Genomic DNA, 20,191 nt, shown 5'->3' with positions numbered 1-20,191 from the left:
GGAATTCGCAGCCCTGGAAGCAATCTTCCTTCATTGCCTCTTTCATCTTGCGAGCGCGCGCGGCAAGGTCGGCCCCATGTCGCGCTCCCTTGCCCTGCCCGCCCTTCCGCTTGCAGCCCTGCTGCTCCTGTCAACGCTCACGTCGGCAGCATTGGCGCAGGCCGGCCAACCCGATCCGGGCTTTTCAATCCTCGCCCAGCCGTCGGGCATCACCGAGCCAACACCGGACGAAAACACGCCGGACACCAGCAATGAACGCTACACCGTCATTGGCCCGCATCTGGGCCGTGACGCCTATCTGGCCCTTCGCGGCAGCGAGAATGACCAGGTCCTGCGCACGCGCTGGCAGATCGAGCGCAGCTCGCTTGATGGCGAGCCACTGGACGGGGAGCAGCGCGAGATCGTGATCGGTGATGGTTATGTCACCGAGACCGGTACGGCCGAGCGCGTGATCCAGGATTTCATCACGGCGCGGACCCTGACCCGCGTTCCGGCGCTCGATGGGCCGGTCATGCGCAGCGCGCCGATCGTCTCCCATGTGCATCGCCAGATGAATACCTTCGCCTACTACACCGAAGGCGGCACGCTGGATTCGGTGACCGGGCCGGGCGGCACCTCCTTTGACCGCTTCTGGATCGAAGCCGCCATGGGCGTCCGGCTGGCACGCGCCGACCTGGTTTCAACCATCACCGAGGCCGGCACCACCGAAGTGCGCCGTACGGCCGAGGGCCAGCCGGTCTTCAGCCATGTCGATGACGGGCTGGGCGCCGGTCAGCCGGCCGCATTGTTCCGCGGCTGGTTACAACACGCCGTTCCGGTGCATCCGGACGCACTGGCGACCCTGACCGACGAGGCGGGCATTCCCGAACGTTTCAGCTTCCTGGTCTACAGCCCGTCCAGCCCGGACGGACGTCGCGAGACCTGGACGCGGCTGAGCAGCCATGAAGACGAAGCCAGCTTCCCCTGGCCGGAGGGTCTCGAGCCGGCGCGGGCAGACACCTATCAGATCGACGACCCGGCCATCCGTGCTCTGTTGCAGACAGGCCTCGACGCTGCGAGCCAGCCGTCCGCTGCGCCAGCTGCCGAAGACTTCCTCGCGGCGGCCGACGCGGCCCAGCGCCGTGCCGATCCCTCGGGTGCCTATCTGGCCCTGTATCAGATCTCGCATCATCAGGGCCCGTGCGGCAGCGATACGCCGTCGCCCGTGTGCAACCGGATGAGCCAGGTCACCGCAGCCGGCATTGGCAACACCACGTTTGAAACCCTGATGAGCGGCATCAGCCGCATGCAGAGCGACCGGGTCGCCGCCCTGACCATCCTGCGCGAGCACCTGCATCGCGACGGTTTCGATGGCGCGGCGGCCAATCTTCTCGCCGCCCAGGCACTTGCGGCGGTGCGCAGCTCCCAGCCCGAGACCCTTCCGGACATGGACCTGGCGTCCCTGTTCGCCGCCAGCGCCAGCAACGACCCCTATGCCCCGATGGCGTTCTGGCATGGCGGCCGCTATGCCGCGAGCCAGGGTGACGTGGAAACCGCCTGGCTGCTGTTCGACATTGCTCGCGCCCTGCCCGCCTCGCATTCGCTGCCACCATCGGTCGAGGCCATAGCCATGAGCGAGCAGTTGCAGACGCTTGCCCCGGGCTTCTTCGTAACGACGGCTTCACCGGCGGCACAAACAGTTGCGGACGAGGAAACGGTCGGCAGCGACGAAAACTGAGTCCCGGCCCCAACTTATCCACACATTTTACTCACCATTAACCGAGTCAGAGCCTTGTTCAGACTCAGGTTTTGGCGCCCGCGTGCGCAAATCTGAGATTTGGTGTGGAAACACTACATATTGGGTCCCCACCCTTGGTTTACACAATATTAACCACGGAATAGCCTTCCGCAGGTTAGGCTGAGCGAGCGAATCAAATGTCGTCTATGGGTAACCCTTGGAGCGTGAAAGGGATCGATCCCCGCGCCCGGGCGAGAGCCAAGACGGCCGCGCGAAAGGAGGGCATGACCCTCGGCGAATGGCTCAATCGCGTCATCCTGGAAGACAACGACCCGTCCTCGCCGCAATGGGATGACGCCCTGGAGGCCTTCCCCGGCTTTGGTGGCCAGTCCGACCTGAACGAGGACGAAGACCGCCTGTTGCGGGCCATGGTCAATCGCCTGTCCGAGCGCGTCGACAGCAGCGAGCAGATGTCGGCCCGCACGCTCGGCGGTATCGACAAGGCGATCACCCAGCTCGCCGAAAAGATCACCAAGACCGGCGAACGCACCAACGCACAGCTGGAAACGGCGCGCGACAGCATTGCCCGGGTCAAGAAAGCCCAGGACGAATTGGGCGACCGTGTGCGCTCGATCGAGACAACCAGCGGAAGCGGCGCCTCTCCCGATACGGTGAAGGCGGTCGAGACCACCATCATGAAGCTGGCCCGCCGGCTCTATGAACACGAGAACGACACGGCGGCCCGCGTCCACGAAGTCGGCGACGACACCAAGCGCATGGCCGAGAGCCTGGAAAGCCGCCTCGCCCGGCTGGAAAACCGCGCCGAGGATTTTGCCGACATCAACAAGCGGCGCGAGGACCGGACGTCCGAGACCTTGAACGGACTGCATACCTCGACCGAGATGCTGAAGGCCCGCATCGAGGGCTCCGAGCGCATCACCAATGATGCGGCTCGCCTTCTGGAGACATCCTTTACCCGGCTGGACGACCGTCTGCGTCAGCTGGAGACCCGCAATTCCTCCGATACCGTCGAACTGGAACGCCGCTTCGAGCGCCTGACCGATGATGTCGCCCGCACCATTGCGGAAACCCGCAACCAGGTCAGCCAGGCGCTCGACAAGGCTGCAGCCGAGCCGCGCGTCGACCGGCTTGAGGACGCGCTCGCCAAGGCCCTCGACCGGATTGATACCGCCGAACGCCGCCAGGGCGACAACATGTCCCGCCTCGGCGAAGAGATCACCAAGCTCGCCGGCGCCATCGACCGCCGCTTGACCGAGAGCGAGCGCCGCTCGAGCGCTGCCCTGCGCGAAACCCAGTCCGAGCAGAAACTCGACCGCCGCCTGGACGAAGTCCGTCAGGAACAAAAGGACTCCATGAAGCGCATGGGCGAAGAGGTCACCCGCCTCGGCCGTGCCCTGGGCGAACGCATCGTCAAGTCCGAAGAACGCGCCAGCGCCGTCGTCGAGACAGCCACCGACCGTATGGCCCAGATGATGGACCGGCTGGAGCAATCCGGCCGCGAAGACAATCTGGATGACCGCCTGCGCCAGTCCGAAGAGCGCACGGCGCAACGGATTGAAGAGGCCCTGACCGGCGTCAAGGACCGGATGAGCGCCGTGAAGGCCGAAACCGAGCAGGCCTTGTCACCGGTCCAGCGCGCCATGTCGGCCCTCGCCGACCGCCTCGAAGCCATTGAAAGCCGCGGCAAGCCGGACAGCACACCTGCCGAAACCGACACGCCAACAGAGGCGGCTGCCAGGCCGGCCCCATCGGACCCGGATATCGATTTCGACACGCCGCTCTCGCCCCCCCCACAAGCGGAAACGCCGTCGGGTGGCTTTGAGATTGACGGCGATGATCCCTTTCTTGCCGAGGCCGCTCCCGCTGCACCGCTCGCCAGCAAGCCGGCTGCCCCTGTGGCTGCTGTGGCGCCGATCCTGCGTGAGCAGGCCGCACCGCGACCAGCACCCGCTCAAGCGCCAACACCGACCCAGGCCCGCGGCCCCGTACACCCTCCCGCCCAAGCGGACCGTCCCCAGCGCATGGGCGCGACCGCCGACGCCGATTTCCTCGCGGCGGCCCGCGAGCGCACCCGTGCCGGCATTCCCGGACAGTTCACCGAGAGCGCCGTGCACCGCACCCCGCAATCCGGCCTTGGCCGGACCCTGCTTTACGCCTTGCCGGTCGTCGCCCTGGTCATGTTGTCCGGTGCCGGCGCCCTGTTGATCTGGGAAGCCTGGCAGGGCGATGGCGAGCGCGTCGCTGCGGAAGCCGCTGCCGAACGCAGTTTCATCGCTCAGGTTGAAGCCGACCTGTCCGGATCGGGAACAGCGGGCGCCGCCAGCGCGCAGCCTGCTGGCGACCCGGTCGATGCCGCGTCCGACACTCCGGCAGAAACCCTTACGGCTGAAACCCGCACGGCTGACGCGTCACCACCCGCACAGACAAGCCGCGCGCCGGCCAACCAGGTTGCCGACGCCAGTGGCATGAGCTTGCCGGCAGCAGCCGCAACGCCTCAGACCGAGCCAGCTGCAGCACAAGCGCGCGCACCTGAAGCCGCGCCCCGCACTCCTGCGCCGGACACCGCGCCGCCCTCGACCGGCCCTGCCCGCATGACGCTGGAGAGCGCCGCCGCCGAAGGAAATCCTGTGGCGCGTTATCAGCTCGGCGTGCGCGCCCTTGATGCCGGCGACGCCGCCACGGCAGCCATCCTGCTCCGGCGCGCTGCCGAACAGGGTGTGCCCGCTGCACAATACCGCTTTGGCAAATTGCTGGAGACGGGCGAAGGCGTCGAAATCAATCTGGAAGACGCCCGCCGCTGGACCGAGCGCGCCGCCAATGCCGGTCATCGCCGGGCCATGCACAATCTCGGTGTGATGTACTATTATGGCAGTGGCGCCGCCCAGAACATGGAGACTGCGGCGCGTTGGTTCCAGGAGGCTGCCCTGCTCGGTCTGCGCGATTCCCAGTTCAATCTGGCGCTGCTCTACGAGACCGGCGACGGCGTTCCGCTCAGCCTGCCTGATGCCTTTGCCTGGTTCTCGATCGCCGCCAGTGACAGCGATCCGACCGCCGGCGAACGCGCCGCAACGCTGGCCGAGATGATTGAGCCGGCTGCCCTTGAAGCGGCACGATCGACTGCTGCGGGCTTTAATCCGCGTCCAATCGACGCCGAAGCAAACGGTATCTATTCCGACCTGCCCTGGGAGCGTGTTGCGACCACGGACATGGCGACAGTTCGCCGGGCCCAGGGTTTTCTATCTGTACTGGGCTATGGCCCGGGTCCGATTGACGGAGAAATCGGTGGCCGCACCCGCGACGCCATCATGCAATTCGAGGCAGACCAGGGTCTGCCCCGCACCGGACGTGTCGATGCTGTTCTTGTTGAACGGCTCGAGCGCGCCGCTGCGGGTTGATCGGCGGTGCAGATCTACCTCCCGATCGCAGAAATTTCAGTCAACATCTTCCTATTGCTTGGATTGGGACTCGGTGTCGGCTTCCTGTCCGGCATGTTCGGTGTCGGTGGCGGCTTCCTGATGACGCCCTTGCTGTTCTTCATCGGTGTACCGCCGGCCGTCGCGGTGTCGACCGAAGCCAACCAGATTGTCGCCTCCTCGGCCTCCGGCGCTTTGGCGCACTGGAAGCGCAAGACGCTCGACATCAAGATGGGCTCGCTATTGCTCGTAGGAGGGTCTGCAGGATCGATATTCGGTGTCCAGCTCTTCGCCTTCCTGCGAAGCCTCGGCCAGATCGATCTCATCATCTCGCTCAGCTATGTCAGCTTCCTGGGCATTGTCGGCGGGCTGATGTTCGTCGAGAGCGCCCGCTCCATCCTCAAGCGCAATGATCCGGCCTCTGCCCGATCCCGCACCGGCCACCGCAAGCGCGGCTGGATCGACCGGCTGCCCTTCAAGATGCGCTTCCCGGCATCGGGGCTTTACATATCGGTCATCCCGCCGGTCCTGATCGGCTTTTTCGTCGGGACACTGGCCGCGATCATGGGTGTTGGCGGCGGCTTCGTCATGGTCCCGGCGATGATCTACATCCTGCGCATGCCGACCAATGTCGTGGTCGGAACATCATTGTTCCAGATCCTGTTCGTCACGGCGCTGACCACCTTCCTCCAGGCGACCCAGAACCAGACCGTTGATGTGGTGCTCGCGGTCCTGCTGATCATCGGTGGCGTGATCGGGGCCCAGCTCGGGGCCCGCGCCGGCCGCAATGTGAAGGCCGAGGAATTGCGCGCCCTGCTGGCGATGATGGTCCTCGCAGTCTGCTTCAAACTCGGCTGGGACCTTGTCGCCCAGCCCTCCGACCTGTTCGTGGTCCTGCCACGCGGTGGGGAGGGTCACTAGATGCTGTCCGGCCTGATCCTCGGCCTGGCCCTGCAGGTCCAGCCCCAGATCGCCAATGAAGCGCCCGGCATCGTCGCCGCGCTGACCCATGAGACCGTGGAGATCCGCGAGGACTTCGCGGGAATGGAGCTGGTGCTCTACGGCGCCACTCGCGGCATGACGATCCAGGACGAGGTGGTGGTGGTGCTGCGCGGTCCCGGTCGCGAGTTGCGGGTGATGCAGAAGGCCCGCAGTTTCGGCATCTGGGTCAATTCCGCCCCGCGCGAGTTCGAGGACATTCCCAGTTATTATGCCATCGCGACGTCCCTGCCCCTGTCGGACATCGCTACTCCGGAGCAACTTGCGGGCAGCGGTATCGGCCTGACTGCGACCCTGGTCGGCAATGCCGGCGATGCCGCCACGATCGGCGAAACCGGTCAGCCGGACCCCTATCTGGCGGCCATTGCCCGATCCGGCTTGCGGGCCAATGTTTATGCCGAGGCCCAGCGTGGTGTGGAAATCCTCGATGGCGGCCTGTTTCGCGCCACCATTGCCTTGCCGCCCCTGACCCCGGTCGGCAACTACGTCGCCGAGGTCTACCTGTTCCGTGACGGGCGCGCGATCGCCAGCCGATCCACCAGCCTGCGTGTCGAAAAGGCGGGCATTGAACGCTTCGTCTATGAAACCGCCCACGAGCGGCCGATGCTCTATGGCCTGTTCTGCGTCTTCATCGCGATGATTGCCGGCTATGCTGCCAATCTAGCCTTCAGCAGACGCTGACCCTTTCCCGCGCATCGTCTCCGCCTACCTCTGCCGTATGACCGACAGCCAACCCGTTCCGAAAACGCCGCTATTGCTTGGCCTCGCCGGCTGGATCCCCTTCTGGCTCCCGGTCGCCCTGACTGCCCAGGCGGCCTTCTCCGGCCGGAGTGCGGCGGCCGAGGCCGGGCTGTTCGTCATTTATGCAGCCATCATCCTCGGCTTTCTGGGCGGCGTCAGATGGGGACGGGCCCTGTCCGACGAAGACAGCAATGCCCTGACCTTCACCCTGTCGATCACCCCGAGTCTTGCGGGTCTCGCAGCGACATTCCTCTACTGGGCAGGCGCCCCGCTGACCGCCTTCACGCTGGTGTTTGCCAGCCTGTTCATGCACTGGCGCTGGGATATCGCATCGACCCGGCGGGGCATTCTGCCAGCCTGGTATGGCCGCCTGCGCAGCGTCCTGACCCTGGGGGCCTGCACGGCCGCGCTGGCAATGTTGGCGCTTTATCCGATGACTGTCTGACCGGGCGTCCGACGTCCCGGCCGACGGCTTCAGATGCGCGCTAACGCCGGTCCGGCACGCAGGAACTGGCGCCGACGGGATAGACGCGGGAACGCCCCATCACCAGGGCGTCGGGCACCTGGCCGAAGCAGCGCTCAAAGGCCGGGTCACAAATGTTGAGACCGCCCGTATAGGCGCCGAAAGCCGGCATGATCAGGCGGGCCCCGTCGGTGGCGAAGCAGCGCGCCCGCACCGCACGCCCCTTGCCGCGCACCTTGGCGCACGGGTGCAGATGCCCGGCGACCTCTCCGACAGCCGCACCTTCAGTCGGCTCGTGACGCAGCACGAGTTCGCCCAGTGCCAGCGTGTGCAGCACCTCGCCGCCGAATTGCGGCGGTGGGGCCGGATCATGATTGCCCTCGATCCAGACCCAGCGCGACACGGCCGCGACAAGACCGGCCAATTGCTCGGCATCGGCGCCATTCATGCGCCGGTCGGCGAGTGTGTCGTGAAAGCTGTCACCCAACGCGATGACGGTGTCCGGCGAGTGGCGGCGGATGGCAGCGGCGAGACGGCGCAGCGTGGTGCGGGTGTCATAGGGCGGCAGCATCTGGCCGCGCATGCCATAGGACGAGCCTTTCTCGAAATGCAGGTCCGAGACGATCAACGTCCCGTGCTCCGGCAGGACGAGGACACCATCGGGATCGGCGATGGCCTGGACGGTGTTGATGCAGGTTGCCAGCGCTTCGGTCTCAGTTGTGTCACGCATACGTTGCCTATTCCTCGTGCAGGGACATGTCGCTCGTGTACGGGCTCCCTCGCCTCATCATAATCACCGTCATCCCACGGTCGCTGCAGAGCAGTGATCCGGGGGACCCCGGCCACCCGGAACGCAGTCTGAGCTCGTCTGCGGTCACAGCTCCAACGTCAACCGGCTCGCTGAGGTCCCCCGGATGCCCGCAATGCGGTCACCGTGGGATGACGGTGTGGAATGAGCTGTCCTAGCCAACACGTATCGCCTCCGCGATGAGATCTTCGGCGGCGTCTTCAAGGATGCTGTCATGGCCCTCGCCATAAACCGCTTCCTTTCCGATCTCCAGCATGACCGGCACGGCCAGCGGCGAAATGCGGTCCAGCCCGACATGACTGATCCGGCCCTTCACGCGGGACAGGGCTTCGCCCAGGCGCCGTATGTCCAGCAGCCCGGAGGCGGCGTCATGCCAGGCGGCGCGCAACAGGACATGGTCCGGCTCATGTTCGCGCAGCACGTCATAGATGAGGTCGGTCGAGAACGTGACCTGGCGGCCGGACTTTTCCATGCCGGGAAAACGCCGCTCGATCAGTCCGGCGATCACGGCGCAATTGCGGAAGGTTCGCTTCATCAGCTGGCTCTCGGCGAGCCAAGCGTCGAGATCATCGCCCATCATGTCCTCATCGAACAGCCGGTCGAAATCGACACCGGACAGGTCGCGCAGCCCCCAGACCGAGAGCGCGTATTCATTGGCGACAAAGCCCATCGGCTGCAGGCCCATGCGTTCGAGCCGCCGGGTCAGCAACATGCCGAGCGTCTGGTGCGCCAGCCGCCCCTCGAACGGGTAGCAGACGAGATAGTGCCGCCCCGCGCGCGGGAAGGTCTCGACCAGCAGGCCATGCGCGTCGGGCAGGCGCGAGCGCTCCGCCTGCAGGCCCAGCCAGTCACGCACCTGTCCGGGCAGCTCACCCCATTGACCCGGATGCTGGACCAGGTCGCGCACACGTTCGGCGAGATAGGTCGAGAGCGGGAATTTCCCGCCCTGGTAGGAGGGGACTTTCGGGTCCGCGTCGGCCGCCCGCATGACCCTCGCCTGCATCTCCTCAATGCCGACAAACCGCAGCACCTGTCCGGCGAACACGAAGGTGTCGCCGGGGCTGAGCTGTTCGACGAACCATTCCTCGATCTGGCCCAGCCGGTGCCCGCCGCGCCCGCGCGCCGAAACCACCACGTCCAGCATCGGGGCTTCGACAATCGTGCCGACATTCATCCGGTAGCGCTGGGCGATCTGCGGCGTGCGCGCCTGCCAGAGACCATCCTTGCGCCGGACAAGCCGCCGGAAACGCTCATAGGTGTTGAGCGCATAGCCACCGGTAGCGGTGAAATCGAGCAGGCGGTCAAACGTGTCGCGATCGAGATGGGCATAGGGCGTGGCGCTGCGGATTTCGTCGAACAGGGCGTCCGCATGGAAGCCATCGCCGCAGCCGCGCCCCATGATGTGCTGGGCCAGAACATCCAGTGTGCCGGCACCCAGCGGTTCGCCATCAAGTGCATTCTCGGCCACCGCCTCACGGGCCGCCTGGCATTCCAGGTGCTCGAACCGGTTGGTTGGCGCCAGCAGCGCCATGGACGGTGTGTCGAGACGGTGATTGGAGCGACCCAGGCGCTGGATCAGGCGCGACGAGCCTTTGGGTGCTCCCATCTGCACCACCAGGTCAACATCGCCCCAATCGATACCCAGATCGAGCGTGGAGGTGCAGACGACCGCCTTGAGCCGGCCTTCGGCCATCGCCTTTTCGACCTTGCGGCGCTTTTCCGGCGACAATGAGCCATGATGCAGGGCAATCGGCAGGTTGGCGTCATTGAGCGCCCACAGCGCCTGGAAGGTCAGCTCGGCCTGGGAGCGCGTATTGACGAAGACCAGCGCCATCTTCGCCGCCTTGATGCGGGCATAGACATCGCCCAGCGCATGTAGTCCCGAATGACCGGCCCAGGGGATGCGCTCGGTCGGATCGAGTATCTCGACCTGCGGCCGGGCGCCCGCCGATCCGCGGACGAGACGGGCGAACCGGTCGCCGCCGACCGGCTGGGTGACAAGCCAGCGCGCCAGACCGCCTTCATCGGCTACAGTCGCGGACAGGCCGGCACGGGTCGCGCCCGAGGCCCAGGCCTGGATGGTCGCCAGATCAAGTGCCAGCAGATCGCCGCGTTTTTGCGGCGCCAGCGCATGGACTTCATCAATGATGATACGTTGCAGGTCGCGAAAGAAAGCTTCGGCGTTGGCCGTGGCGCAAAACAGCGCCAATTGCTCCGGCGTGGTCAGCAGGATGTCCGGCGGGCTGGCCCGCTGGCGCTGCCGCTTGGAGGCCGAGGTGTCACCGGTCCGCGTTTCGATGCGCACATCCAGGCCAAGCTCCTCGACCGGCATCATCAGATTGCGGGCGACATCGACCGAGAGCGCCTTGAGTGGCGAGATATAGAGCGTGTGCAAGGCATGTGGCCGGGTCGGTCCCTGGCCGTCAATGCGGTCTGCCAGGTCAATCAGGCTGGGCAGAAACCCGCCGAGCGTCTTGCCGCCGCCGGTCGGCGCGATCAGCAGCGCATCCTCGCCCGCCTGCGCCGCGGCGATCATGTCCAGCTGATGCGACCGGGCGCGCCAGCCCCGGCTGGCAAACCAGTCGGCAAAGCGTTCCGGCAGCAGATCGGCAGCCTGGCGTTTCGGCATGTCTTGCTTCCGGCGCACCGGATCAGTGCGCACATTCCTTGTAGGGGGGATGCCTGCGCAAGGGGGGATGACCACCCAAAGCGTCCCCCTGCCTGTTCTGCCCCGATTTCGCCATGCTGATGGCCGAGTTTGGTATTAGCGAGGGAAAATGAGCCATGGTCAACGCCGTCATTGAACGGTTTCAACGGCTTGATGCCGCGTTCAGTGAACGCGCCAGCAAGGGTGAGCGACTGTATGGCCGTTTTTCCGCCCTCGCCTGCATTTCCGGCGAGGAATCCCCGGAGCAGCTGGTCGATCGCAGCCTGCACATCCGTGACCGCATGAATGAAGGCCTTGGCACCTGGCGCTCACCCGGCCGGGCCATGCGCCTGGTCTTTTCCGCCGCACTGGCCGCGTCCGACCGAACGGCCGGGAATTTCTTCACCGTTCGGAACGCGCTCAACACCCGGCGCCAGGAACGCGGGTCCCGCACGCTCAGCCATGGCGGATCCTGCGCCGCCCTGGCCCTGGTGGTCGCCGGTGGCGATACCTCGCAGGTCGACAATTTTTTCGACATTCTCGACGAGATAACCCTGCCCTGGTGGAACCGGGTGCCGGCCCGCGAGGACGTGCTGGCCGCCACGTTCGCGGCAACCGGTGAGACCCCGGAAGACGCCCGACGCAAGCTGGACCAGTCCCGCTTGGCGCTGCGATCAGCCGGCATACCCGGCCACCATGTTGAACGCGCCGCCCAGGAAATCTGCCTCGGACCGATCAATGGCGGCGAACTCGCCGCAGCCTGGACCAGTCTGAACACGGCAGTGCGCGGACGTCCTGTTCTGCGTTCCGGTGTCGGCAAGACCGGCCTGGCCGTGCTCGCCTCTCGCGGCCGCGGCCGCGAAACCGCAGACATGCTGGTCTCCAGCTTCGAAGCCGTGCGCGCGCTACGTCCGCGCCCGTCCGGGCAGGTTTCGGCGCGGCTGGCCATGCGCCTGACCCAGGCGCAGACCGGCTCGACCGAGCCCCACGCCGCGGCGCGCGACCTTGCCGCCATCCTGGCAGCCCAGGCCGCCATCATCGCGGTCGCTGCCGGGTCCACAGCCGCCATAGCGGCCGCATCCTGAGCGGGCGTGACGACCCGCGCCGGGCGCGTTAAAACCGGCATTGGCCCGTATGGGCCGGGTGCCAGTGGGGGAAGCGCGTGCCGTTCAGTCAACTCAGTTCCGATCATATCGTTGCCACGCTGGAACGTCTGGCCCAGCGGGCCCGTGACCGCTTTCCAGCCGCCAGCCTGAACAATGTCATCGACGAGCTGACGGGTCTGGCCAAGCGCGACCGTCGCCGCAGCCAGCGGCTCTCCCGGCCCTATCTGCTCTTGCGCAGCGGTATTTTTCTCGCGGTCGGCCTGGCATTGCTCGGCCTGATCTATGTCGGCGAACGCGTCTTCAACTGGGCCCAGGCGACGAGTGCCACAGCCGATGTCTTTACCGTTTTTGAGGGTGTCGAAGCGGGGCTCAACATCGTCATCCTGACGGCTGTCGCGATCTTCACGCTGACCCGGGTCGAGGAAAGGCTCAAGCGATCGCTCGCCCTCGATGACCTGCATGAATTGCGTTCGATCGCGCACGTCATCGACATGCACCAGCTGACCAAGGACCCGACCGCCCTGCTGCGATTGGGGCCGAGTACAAACGCCTCGCCGGTCCGGTCGATGACCGAGTTCGAACTGGGCCGGTATCTGGACTATTGCGCCGAAACCCTCAGCCTGGCTGGCAAGGTCGCCGCGCTGTACGCGCAAAGCTCCCGCGATCCGGTAGTGATTGCTGCCGTCAATGACATCGAATCCCTGACCTCGAACATGTCGGCCAAGATCTGGCAGAAGATCGATATCGTTCGGGCGGCCCAACCCAATGATACCGTCGCGCACGAAGACTGACCGAAAGCGCCTTCCCTTGACACGCAGAAGGGGTTAGGGAGCGGTTCAGAACCAAACGCCTGAAAGGGGAACGCCATGAATCCCGAAGACCTCATGAATCCTGAAACGCTCGCCACAATGGTCGAGATGGGAATCGCCGCCAGTACGAATGTCGTGCTTGCCGCCATTATTCTCATCATCGGCCTCTTCATCGCCGGCTCTGTGCGCAAGGCCATCCGCACTGCCGTGCACAAGAGCGCAACGATGGACGACACGCTCGGCGGCTTCTTCGGCTCGCTGGCCTATTACGGCATCATGGCGATGGTCGTGATCGCGATGATGGGCACTTTCGGCATTCCCACGACCAGCTTTGTCGCCACACTCGGTGCCGCCTCGCTGGCGATCGGCCTGGCCCTGCAGGGCACGCTGTCCAACCTGGCCGCAGGCGTGATGCTGATCCTGTTCCGCCCCTACCGCCTTGGCGAGTTCGTGGAAGTGGCCGGAACGGCCGGCGTGGTCAAGGAGATCACCCTCTTCACCACCGTGCTGGCGACCGGCGACAACAAGAAGATCATCATTCCCAATTCCAAATCCTGGGGTGACACGATCACCAACTATTCCGCCAATCCGACCCGTCGCGTCGACCTGACCTTCTCGATCGATTACAGCGACGATATCGGCAAGGCGATGCAGGTGATCCAGGACACGATCGGCGCCGACGAGCGGGTTCACAGCGAGCCGGCCATTTTCACCGCAGTCTCCGCGCACGGCGAATCCTCGGTGGATATCGTGACCCGCGCCTGGTGCAATTCCGGTGACTATTGGGGCGTTCACTTCGACGCGATGAAGAACGTCAAGGAAGCCTTCGATGCCAATGGCATCTCCATTCCCTACCCGCACCGGGTCAATATCGCCCGCAAGGCCTGAGCCGGATGGCAATCGGGGCTTCGGCCCCGATTGCGCCGCAATTTGGGGTAAGCTGACGCCATGACAGATCGTGACACAACAAGCGGGCAACCGGCCGATGACCGGACTTTTGTCCAGCGGCTGATCCGGGTCGGTTCGACCGACATCATCCGGGTCGTGGTGCTCTGCGTCATCGCCGGCTTCATCCTGGCGGCGTTTCACGTCAATCCGCGACGCCTCTGGGTCGATTTTTTCGGCACGATTGCCGAATCCTGGGGTCGTTTCATCGACTTCCTGACCCATTCGGTTGGCTGGGCGATCGAGTACTTCCTGCTCGGTGCAGTCCTGGTCATCCCGATCTGGATCGTGTTCCGCGTTCTGGGCGCCCTGCGCCGCCGCTGACCACAACACCCGGTCGGACTTTGTTAACCACCTTCCTTTGCCGGATGGCAAGGAAGGCTTGGTAGAGCTGCCGCATGACCGCGAGCGCACACACCCTGTCCATGACGGCGAACCGCATCCGATCCCGGGAACTGGACGGCTGTGGCAATGCGCCGATGCTACTCGAATCCAACAGTTTCCTGCGCAACATGCTGCTCGGGCTGTTGCGCGATGCCGGTGCCAATCAAGTGACGGTCGCCAGTCGTGGCGACACGGCGCTTACTCAGATCGCTGAACGGACACCCAGTGTCATCATCGCCGACTGGCACGCGGATACCAGCGCGGAAGAAGACCGACTGAAACTGGTCCGGACAATCCGGGAAAGCGAGGGCGCGCCGTTTCGCGACACGCCCATCGTCCTGATTTCGCAACCCCGCTCGCGCCGCGAGATCGAGAATGCGCGCGATGTCGGTGTCTCCGAATTCCTGATCACGCCGATTGCGCCGGTGACCTTGCAGAACCGCTTGCGGTCACTGGACGATCAGCCCCGCGACTTCATCAGCGCCTCACGCTTCAACGGGCCTGACAGACGCCGCCGTGCACGCCGGGCCGAAGGGCCGGCCCACAAGCGCATGGCTGATGTCGCCGATGGCCTGACCACACCGATGTCCGCGGCCCGGGCCGCCGCCGTCGCCCTCGCCCACGAAACCCAGCTCACAGGCGACAGCCTGGCGATCCGGGTGGGACGATCGCTGCAACGCTTCATCACCGCGGTGACCGAATACTCGGCCGCCGAAGCCGAAGTGGTCGAGATGCACCGCGCCGCCCTGGCTCAACTTCTGCGCATGGCAGAAGAGGGCCATTCGCTGCGCGAACCGGTCGTCACCGGACTGGAACAAGTGGTCGCCAAGCGAATGGGTCGCCGCTGACCGCGCTTCCTGCAGCGGCCTACCTGCCCTATCAAGGCTGGACAGCCTGACCGGGAACACCATGACCGACGACATCCAGTCCCGCCTTGATTCCATTGCTCCGCTGATTGTGGACGGCTCGCCGCACGCTGTTGCGCTGGGCCTGTCGCTGATTTCGCTGACGCCTGGCCACGCGGTCATGGGCGCGCGCTATGACGAGAGCCTGATCGGCGATCCGGACGCAGGCACACTGCATGGCGGTGTCGTGACGGCGCTGCTCGACCATGCCTGCGGCATGGCCGCCTTCGCAGGCTTTGGCGCCCACGACACGCCGGCCACGCTGGACTTGCGGATCGATTGCCTGCGCCCGGCCAAGCCCGGCCTGGACGTGACGGCCGAGGCCAGTTGTCTGAAATCGCACGGGCTGGTCGCCTTCGTGCGCGCCACCGCCCATGATGGTGACATTGATGACCCGGTCGCAATTGCCCAGGCCGCCTTCATGATCACCAAGGCCTCAAAGGCCGCCCAGGAAAAGGCCAGGCGCCTCTATACCGAAGGGCGCATGTCATGAGCCAGGCCCTGATCGACACCTTGATGTCGGCCCCCTATGTCGCCCGCTTCGGAGTCCGTCTGGAACGCAAGGGCAATGAGCTGACCGGCGTGCTGCCTTTCGCCGACCATCTTGTCGGCAATCCGCTGATCCCGGCGCTGCACGGCGGCGCGGTCGGTGCCTTCCTCGAGATTGTCGCCTCGGCCTCGCTGCTCGCCAGCCAGCCGCTGCAAAGACTGCCCAAGCCGATCGATGTCGCCATCGACTATCTGCGGCCGGCACGCGCCCAGGATGTCTATGCCCGCGCCGTCGTCGCTCGGTCGGGCCGGCGGGTGGCGAATGTCCGCGTCGAGGCCTGGCAGAACCGGATCGATGCCCCCGTTGCAACGTTGCACGGACATTTCCTGATCACCCCGGACAAGGGCGATGCCGGAACGGCGTGAGGGCACTGCCTGGTCTTTCGTCCCGCAAATACCGCCTTTCGGCGCGCAAGCCTGACTCGCACTTACCCCGGCCTTACAAGCGCGACAGTTTCTGACCGATTTCTCTCAAAGGTTTACATCGCCGGTCAGCTCTCGGAGAGCCGGCGGCGGGCAGTCTTTGGCTTGTGGTGACGGGTCACAGAGGGGTGACCGGCCACGCCAGAGGAGACTGCCCCATGTCCATTTCCGTACTCGCCGCGCTGGCCGCGAGCCTCACACTCACCCCACCCGCCACCGATGCCGATGCGCCGACCGAGGTCGTCCACGTCCGCACCGGCGAATTGCAAAATGATGCTGGCTGGGAGTCGATCGAAGCCCGCATCCGCCGGGCCACCAACCGGGTCTGCCGTCCCCATGGCCTGCGCGGTCTCGATGCCCAGCGTGTTCGCCGGGCCTGTTTCAATGAAGCCTTCGCCGATGCCATGGGTCAGCTTGACCGCCAGTATGCCCAGGCCAACAGCCGCTCCGTCGCTGTCGTCATCACGGCCCCCTGAAGGGCCCTCATGCTGCCTGCACTGGTCGTTCAGGGGCTGGAACGACCACCTGCGGCGCTATGACCGATTGTCCCGCGGCCGCAGGCACATCAATTTAAGGCCATGACCCACGACAATGCTGTCACGGCCTATTTCGACGGGCTCTGCCCGATCTGCGTCCACGAAATGGCGCACTACGCCCAAGCCGCGCCTGCGCTCATCCAGCTGCATGACTGTAATGGCGAGATCCCGGACGACATCGACCGGGACTCGGCCCTGGCCAGCCTGCATGTCCGCCTGCCCGACGGAGCAATCGTCGATGGATGGCTTGCCTTCATTGCCATCTGGGAACGCATGCCCGGCCGACACTGGCGCTGGCTGGCAGCCCTGACCCGGCCGGCTCCGATCCGTATTCCGCTTAACCGGATCTATCTGTGGCTGGCCCCGTATCGGCCTCGCCGAAACTGTCGGGACGGAGTTTGCGCGACCGACAGGCGCTGACCATTCATTTTTGAATGGTAGCTAGAAAAAAGCATCATTCACTTACCACTGGATTCCACTCCAAGCCTTCCCAAGTTGAAGAACCTGATCATGCACAAACGCATGATAATGGCCCAACTCTGGAGAGCCCCTTGAATCGTTTCCTCTTGAACGCCCTCGCAATCCTGGTGCTCGGCACCGCCCTTCTCGTCCTTGCCCCGCCCAGCCAGGCGCAGACCAAACCGGCATCGCAAATCGAGATCGCCTTCGACCCTACCGATCTTATTGACCCGGCCGGACTGGACACCCTGCGTGTCCGGATCGAACAGGCTGCCCGCGATGTCTGCCGTGAAGCCCTGCTGGGGGACCTGTTGCGCCCGGTGACCATGCGGTCCTGCATCCGCGACACCACCGAACGCGCCATGTCCCAACTCGCTGACCGACGCGCTACGGTCCTCGCTGCGGCTGAAACGGCGCCCGCCGAACAGCCCTGACCGCGACGTCTATTGCCTGCCTCATCGGGCCGGGCTAGGTGCGAGGCATGTCTGCTTCGCCCCTGACCCGGCTCGATGTTCTCAAACGCGCCTGGCCCCTCGTCTTCGCCAATGCCGCCGTCCCGCTCGCCGGTGTGGCCGACACCTTTGTGCTCGGCCTGTCCGGCGACAAGGCAGACCTGGGCGGGGTTGCCCTCGGCAGCGCCCTGTTCTCGGTCTTCTACTGGAGCTTCTACTTCCTGCGCATGGGCACAACCGGGCTGACAGCCCAGGCCGACGGCGCCGGTGACCGGGCCGAGACCCAGCGCATCCTGCTGCGAGCCCTGGCCATCGCCGCCGCCCTTGGCCTGCTGGTCTTCCTGCTGCGTGACCTGATTGCCCTGGCCGGCTTCGCCATCCTGCAGGGCGAGTTGCGCGTCGAGAGCAAGGGGGCGGACTATCTGCTCGCCCGCGCCTGGGGCGCGCCGGCAGCCCTTGCCGGCTTTGCCCTGTCCGGCTGGCTGATCGGGCTGGGCCGCAATGCGGCAACTCTGGCCATCTACGTCGCCTTCAGCCTGGTCAATATCGGACTCGATCTGTGGTTCGTGCTGGGGCTGGGCTTCGGCCCCGGCGGTGTCGGCGCGGCGACGGCAATCGCCGAATGGCTGGCCCTGCTGGTCGGAGGCGGCTTCCTTCTGATCACGCTGAAACACCAGAAAGGCTGGGCACACGGCGTGCTCGACCGGGCCCGCCTGCTCGACGGTGCGGCGATCCGCGAATTATTCCAGGTCAATGTGAACCTGATGATCCGCACCTGGACGCTGGTGATCGGCTTTACCTGGTTCGCCAATGCCGGCGCCCGCCAGGGCACCGCCGCCCTGGCCGGAAACCACGTCCTGCTGCAGGTGATCTCGGTTTGGGCCTTCGTGCTCGACGCCTTCGCCTTCATCGCCGAGACCGAAGCCGGGCGCGCTTTCGGGCGCCGCTCGGTGCGTGATCTGCGCCGCTGTGTGCAGCTGACCGCCGAACCGATGATCCTGTCCGGCGCGGTGTTCGCCCTCGCGACCTGGTGGTTGGGCGATGCCGCCCTGACCGCCCTTATCGAGGATCCCGAAGCACGGGCAGCGGCCATCACCTTCCTGCCCTGGTGCGCCGCGGTGCCGCTGCTGGGCGCTCCGGCCTGGCTGATGGATGGGGTTTTCATCGGAACAACCAGCGGCCGGGTGCTGCGCAATGCCGGACTGGTCGCCGTGGCCATCTATCTGGCCGCCGATGCCGTGCTGGCCCCGCTCTACGGCAATCACGGGGTCTGGGCCGCCTTCATTGTGTTCTATCTGGCGCGGGCCGGAGCCCTGCTCGGTGCCTATCCGGGCCTCGAGCGCCGCATTCACTCGGCGCCGACAGCGTCGGCAACCGATGCGAACCCGTCGACCTGAAGCCGTTCCACCAGTCCGCGCTTGATCCGCTGGATCAGGCCCGGCCCCTCATAAATCATCGCGGTATAGAGCTGGATCGCATTGGCACCGGCCCGGATCTTGGCATAGGCGGTTTCGGCACAGGACACGCCGCCGACACCGATGATTGCCATGTCCGGTCCCGCGGCCTTGCGGAAAGCGCGCACGAGTTCGGTCGAGCGGGCAAAGACTGGCGGACCGGACAGGCCGCCCCCCTCACCCATATTCGCACTGACGAGGGTTTCCGGGCGGGTGATGGTGGTGTTGGAAATGATGATGCCGTCGAGCTTGTGACGCGTGATCGCGGCGACCATGACATCGGCCTCGGCATCTTCGATATCCGGCGCAATCTTCAGGAAGACCGGCGCCTTGGCACCGACCGCGGCAACGGCGGCCAGCAGATCATCGAGCGCGCCTGATGATTGCAGCGTGCGCAGGCCGGGCGTGTTCGGAGAAGACACATTGACCGTGAAGAACTGGGCCAGGTCCTTGAGCGCGTCGAGACAGGCGACATAGTCAGCGATCCGGTCCTCACTCTCGAGATTGGCGCCCAGATTGACGCCGACCACGCCGAGCCGCGCCGAGCGACGCACCAGTCGCTGATGAAACAGCGCCAATCCCTGATTGGGAAAGCCCATGCGATTGATGACCGCCCGGTCCGCGTCGAGCCGGAATATCCGCGGTCGCGGCTTGCCATCCTGGGCAAGCGGGGTCACGGCGCCGCATTCGACGAAGCCGAAACCCGCTGCAAGGAGGGCATCCGGCGCCTCGGCATTCTTGTCGAAACCGGCCGCAAGGCCGACCGGATTCGGCAGATCTAGGCCGACGAGTCGGGTCCGCAGGATGGCGGGGTCCGGTCGGAACTGGCGTGGCCCCAGCCCGGCCTTCAGACCGAGAATGCCGACACGGTGCGCGGTTTCCGGGTCGAGGCCATGCAGCATCCGGGTCGCCAGGTCGTGGATCATGAGCGGCTCTCCAGGTCTGCGGGGAGGATCCAGTCGCCCTCCTCATTGCGGCGGACATGGCGCATGCCGCGGACGGCGCTGACCGGTATCTCGCCATAGACATGCGGGAATAATGCGCCACCGCGCGATTTTTCCCAGACCACCGTTTCGCCCAGGGCCGACAGATCAATCTCGACCAGCAACAGGCGCTCATGATCATTATAGTGTTTGACGAGCGTGCCCTCTACCTGGTCGGCGGCGGACAGGTGGATGAAACCGTCAGCCACATCATGCGGGTCACCGGCGAAAGACCCTGCGGCCATCACTTCCGACCAGCGGTCGGGCGTGGCGAGGCGAAAGGCTGTTTTTGTCGTCATGAGGAGGGCCTAACCCCCACCGCGGATTCGGGCAAGGGCGACTCGCGCATGGGATAGTTTTGGGGATTGTTTAGATGA

General features: G+C 65.4%; 20 protein-coding genes. 16 read left to right on the top strand and 4 right to left on the bottom strand.

Translation table 11 applies throughout. From position 1 onward, the window contains the following. The first annotated feature begins 76 nt into the window (after positions 1 to 76). From MMAR10_RS02780 to MMAR10_RS02760, 5 genes are all read left to right on the top strand, one after another. Positions 77 to 1,717, top strand: a complete 1,641-nt coding sequence (locus tag MMAR10_RS02780; protein ID WP_011642476.1) for a hypothetical protein — start codon at positions 77 to 79, stop codon at positions 1,715 to 1,717. Positions 1,718 to 2,001: 284 nt separating this feature from the next. Continuing rightward, positions 2,002 to 5,133 carry a peptidoglycan-binding protein gene (locus MMAR10_RS02775; protein WP_041636720.1) on the top strand — a complete coding sequence of 1,044 codons (3,132 nt, stop codon included), beginning with the start codon at positions 2,002 to 2,004 and terminating at the stop codon, positions 5,131 to 5,133. Between the two features lie 6 nt (positions 5,134 to 5,139). Continuing rightward, on the top strand, positions 5,140 to 6,072 hold the full coding sequence (locus MMAR10_RS02770; protein ID WP_011642474.1) for a sulfite exporter TauE/SafE family protein: 933 nt from the start codon (positions 5,140 to 5,142) through the stop codon (positions 6,070 to 6,072). Beyond that, entirely contained in the window at positions 6,073 to 6,831 is a 759-nt protein-coding gene (locus MMAR10_RS02765) for a TIGR02186 family protein (RefSeq protein ID WP_011642473.1), read from the top strand. Between the two features lie 37 nt (positions 6,832 to 6,868). Further along, a complete protein-coding gene (locus MMAR10_RS02760; protein ID WP_011642472.1) occupies positions 6,869 to 7,336 on the top strand; it encodes a DUF3429 domain-containing protein in 468 nt (155 codons plus the stop codon). A gap of 40 nt (positions 7,337 to 7,376) precedes the next feature. Here the strand turns inward: MMAR10_RS02760 and pdeM are convergent, their stop codons facing one another. Further along, positions 7,377 to 8,084 (bottom strand): ligase-associated DNA damage response endonuclease PdeM, encoded by a 708-nt coding sequence (pdeM, locus tag MMAR10_RS02755; RefSeq protein ID WP_011642471.1) that lies wholly within the window; start codon positions 8,082 to 8,084, stop codon positions 7,377 to 7,379. Between the two features lie 232 nt (positions 8,085 to 8,316). Next, positions 8,317 to 10,791: a ligase-associated DNA damage response DEXH box helicase gene (locus tag MMAR10_RS02750; protein ID WP_041636719.1), complete on the bottom strand. Its 2,475-nt coding sequence runs from the start codon at positions 10,789 to 10,791 to the stop codon at positions 8,317 to 8,319. Positions 10,792 to 10,946: 155 nt separating this feature from the next. Between MMAR10_RS02750 and MMAR10_RS02745 the strand changes: the two genes are divergently transcribed. From MMAR10_RS02745 to MMAR10_RS02695, 11 genes are all read left to right on the top strand, one after another. Beyond that, positions 10,947 to 11,894, top strand: coding sequence for a hypothetical protein (locus tag MMAR10_RS02745; protein WP_011642469.1), 948 nt, complete (start codon positions 10,947 to 10,949; stop codon positions 11,892 to 11,894). Between the two features lie 77 nt (positions 11,895 to 11,971). Next, a complete protein-coding gene (locus MMAR10_RS02740) occupies positions 11,972 to 12,706 on the top strand; it encodes a hypothetical protein (protein WP_011642468.1) in 735 nt (244 codons plus the stop codon). A gap of 75 nt (positions 12,707 to 12,781) precedes the next feature. Continuing rightward, entirely contained in the window at positions 12,782 to 13,612 is an 831-nt protein-coding gene (locus MMAR10_RS02735; RefSeq protein WP_011642467.1) for a mechanosensitive ion channel family protein, read from the top strand. Between the two features lie 60 nt (positions 13,613 to 13,672). Then, positions 13,673 to 13,993 (top strand): DUF6460 domain-containing protein, encoded by a 321-nt coding sequence (locus MMAR10_RS02730; RefSeq protein WP_011642466.1) that lies wholly within the window; start codon positions 13,673 to 13,675, stop codon positions 13,991 to 13,993. Between the two features lie 74 nt (positions 13,994 to 14,067). Then, positions 14,068 to 14,901 (top strand): response regulator, encoded by an 834-nt coding sequence (locus MMAR10_RS02725; RefSeq protein ID WP_011642465.1) that lies wholly within the window; start codon positions 14,068 to 14,070, stop codon positions 14,899 to 14,901. 61 nt (positions 14,902 to 14,962) lie between these two features. Next, the gene (locus MMAR10_RS02720) at positions 14,963 to 15,451 is read left to right on the top strand and encodes a PaaI family thioesterase (protein WP_011642464.1); all 489 of its coding nucleotides are present in this window, start codon (positions 14,963 to 14,965) and stop codon (positions 15,449 to 15,451) included. Then, positions 15,448 to 15,873 (top strand): PaaI family thioesterase, encoded by a 426-nt coding sequence (locus MMAR10_RS02715; RefSeq protein ID WP_011642463.1) that lies wholly within the window; start codon positions 15,448 to 15,450, stop codon positions 15,871 to 15,873. Before MMAR10_RS02720 ends, MMAR10_RS02715 begins: the two co-directional genes overlap by 4 nt. Positions 15,874 to 16,088: 215 nt before the next feature. Next, a complete protein-coding gene (locus tag MMAR10_RS02710; RefSeq protein WP_011642462.1) occupies positions 16,089 to 16,406 on the top strand; it encodes a UrcA family protein in 318 nt (105 codons plus the stop codon). A gap of 102 nt (positions 16,407 to 16,508) precedes the next feature. Next, entirely contained in the window at positions 16,509 to 16,886 is a 378-nt protein-coding gene (locus tag MMAR10_RS02705; RefSeq protein ID WP_011642461.1) for a thiol-disulfide oxidoreductase DCC family protein, read from the top strand. Positions 16,887 to 17,017: 131 nt separating this feature from the next. After that, the gene (locus MMAR10_RS02700) at positions 17,018 to 17,359 is read left to right on the top strand and encodes a UrcA family protein (RefSeq protein ID WP_041636718.1); all 342 of its coding nucleotides are present in this window, start codon (positions 17,018 to 17,020) and stop codon (positions 17,357 to 17,359) included. 47 nt (positions 17,360 to 17,406) lie between these two features. Next, on the top strand, positions 17,407 to 18,774 hold the full coding sequence (locus MMAR10_RS02695) for an MATE family efflux transporter (protein ID WP_011642459.1): 1,368 nt from the start codon (positions 17,407 to 17,409) through the stop codon (positions 18,772 to 18,774). Here the strand turns inward: MMAR10_RS02695 and MMAR10_RS02690 are convergent. Further along, positions 18,726 to 19,757 carry a quinone-dependent dihydroorotate dehydrogenase gene (locus MMAR10_RS02690; protein WP_011642458.1) on the bottom strand — a complete coding sequence of 344 codons (1,032 nt, stop codon included), beginning with the start codon at positions 19,755 to 19,757 and terminating at the stop codon, positions 18,726 to 18,728. The genes MMAR10_RS02695 and MMAR10_RS02690 overlap by 49 nt on opposite strands. Further along, positions 19,754 to 20,113 carry a DUF952 domain-containing protein gene (locus MMAR10_RS02685; protein WP_011642457.1) on the bottom strand — a complete coding sequence of 120 codons (360 nt, stop codon included), beginning with the start codon at positions 20,111 to 20,113 and terminating at the stop codon, positions 19,754 to 19,756. The genes MMAR10_RS02690 and MMAR10_RS02685 overlap by 4 nt, the downstream gene beginning before the upstream one ends. Between the last annotated feature and the right edge of the window lie 78 nt (positions 20,114 to 20,191).

The organism is Maricaulis maris MCS10, assembly GCF_000014745.1.
GTDB lineage: Bacteria > Pseudomonadota > Alphaproteobacteria > Caulobacterales > Maricaulaceae > Maricaulis > Maricaulis maris_A.
Note: the sequence above shows the minus strand (reverse complement) of the source record. Positions and strands in the feature narration are given on the sequence as shown.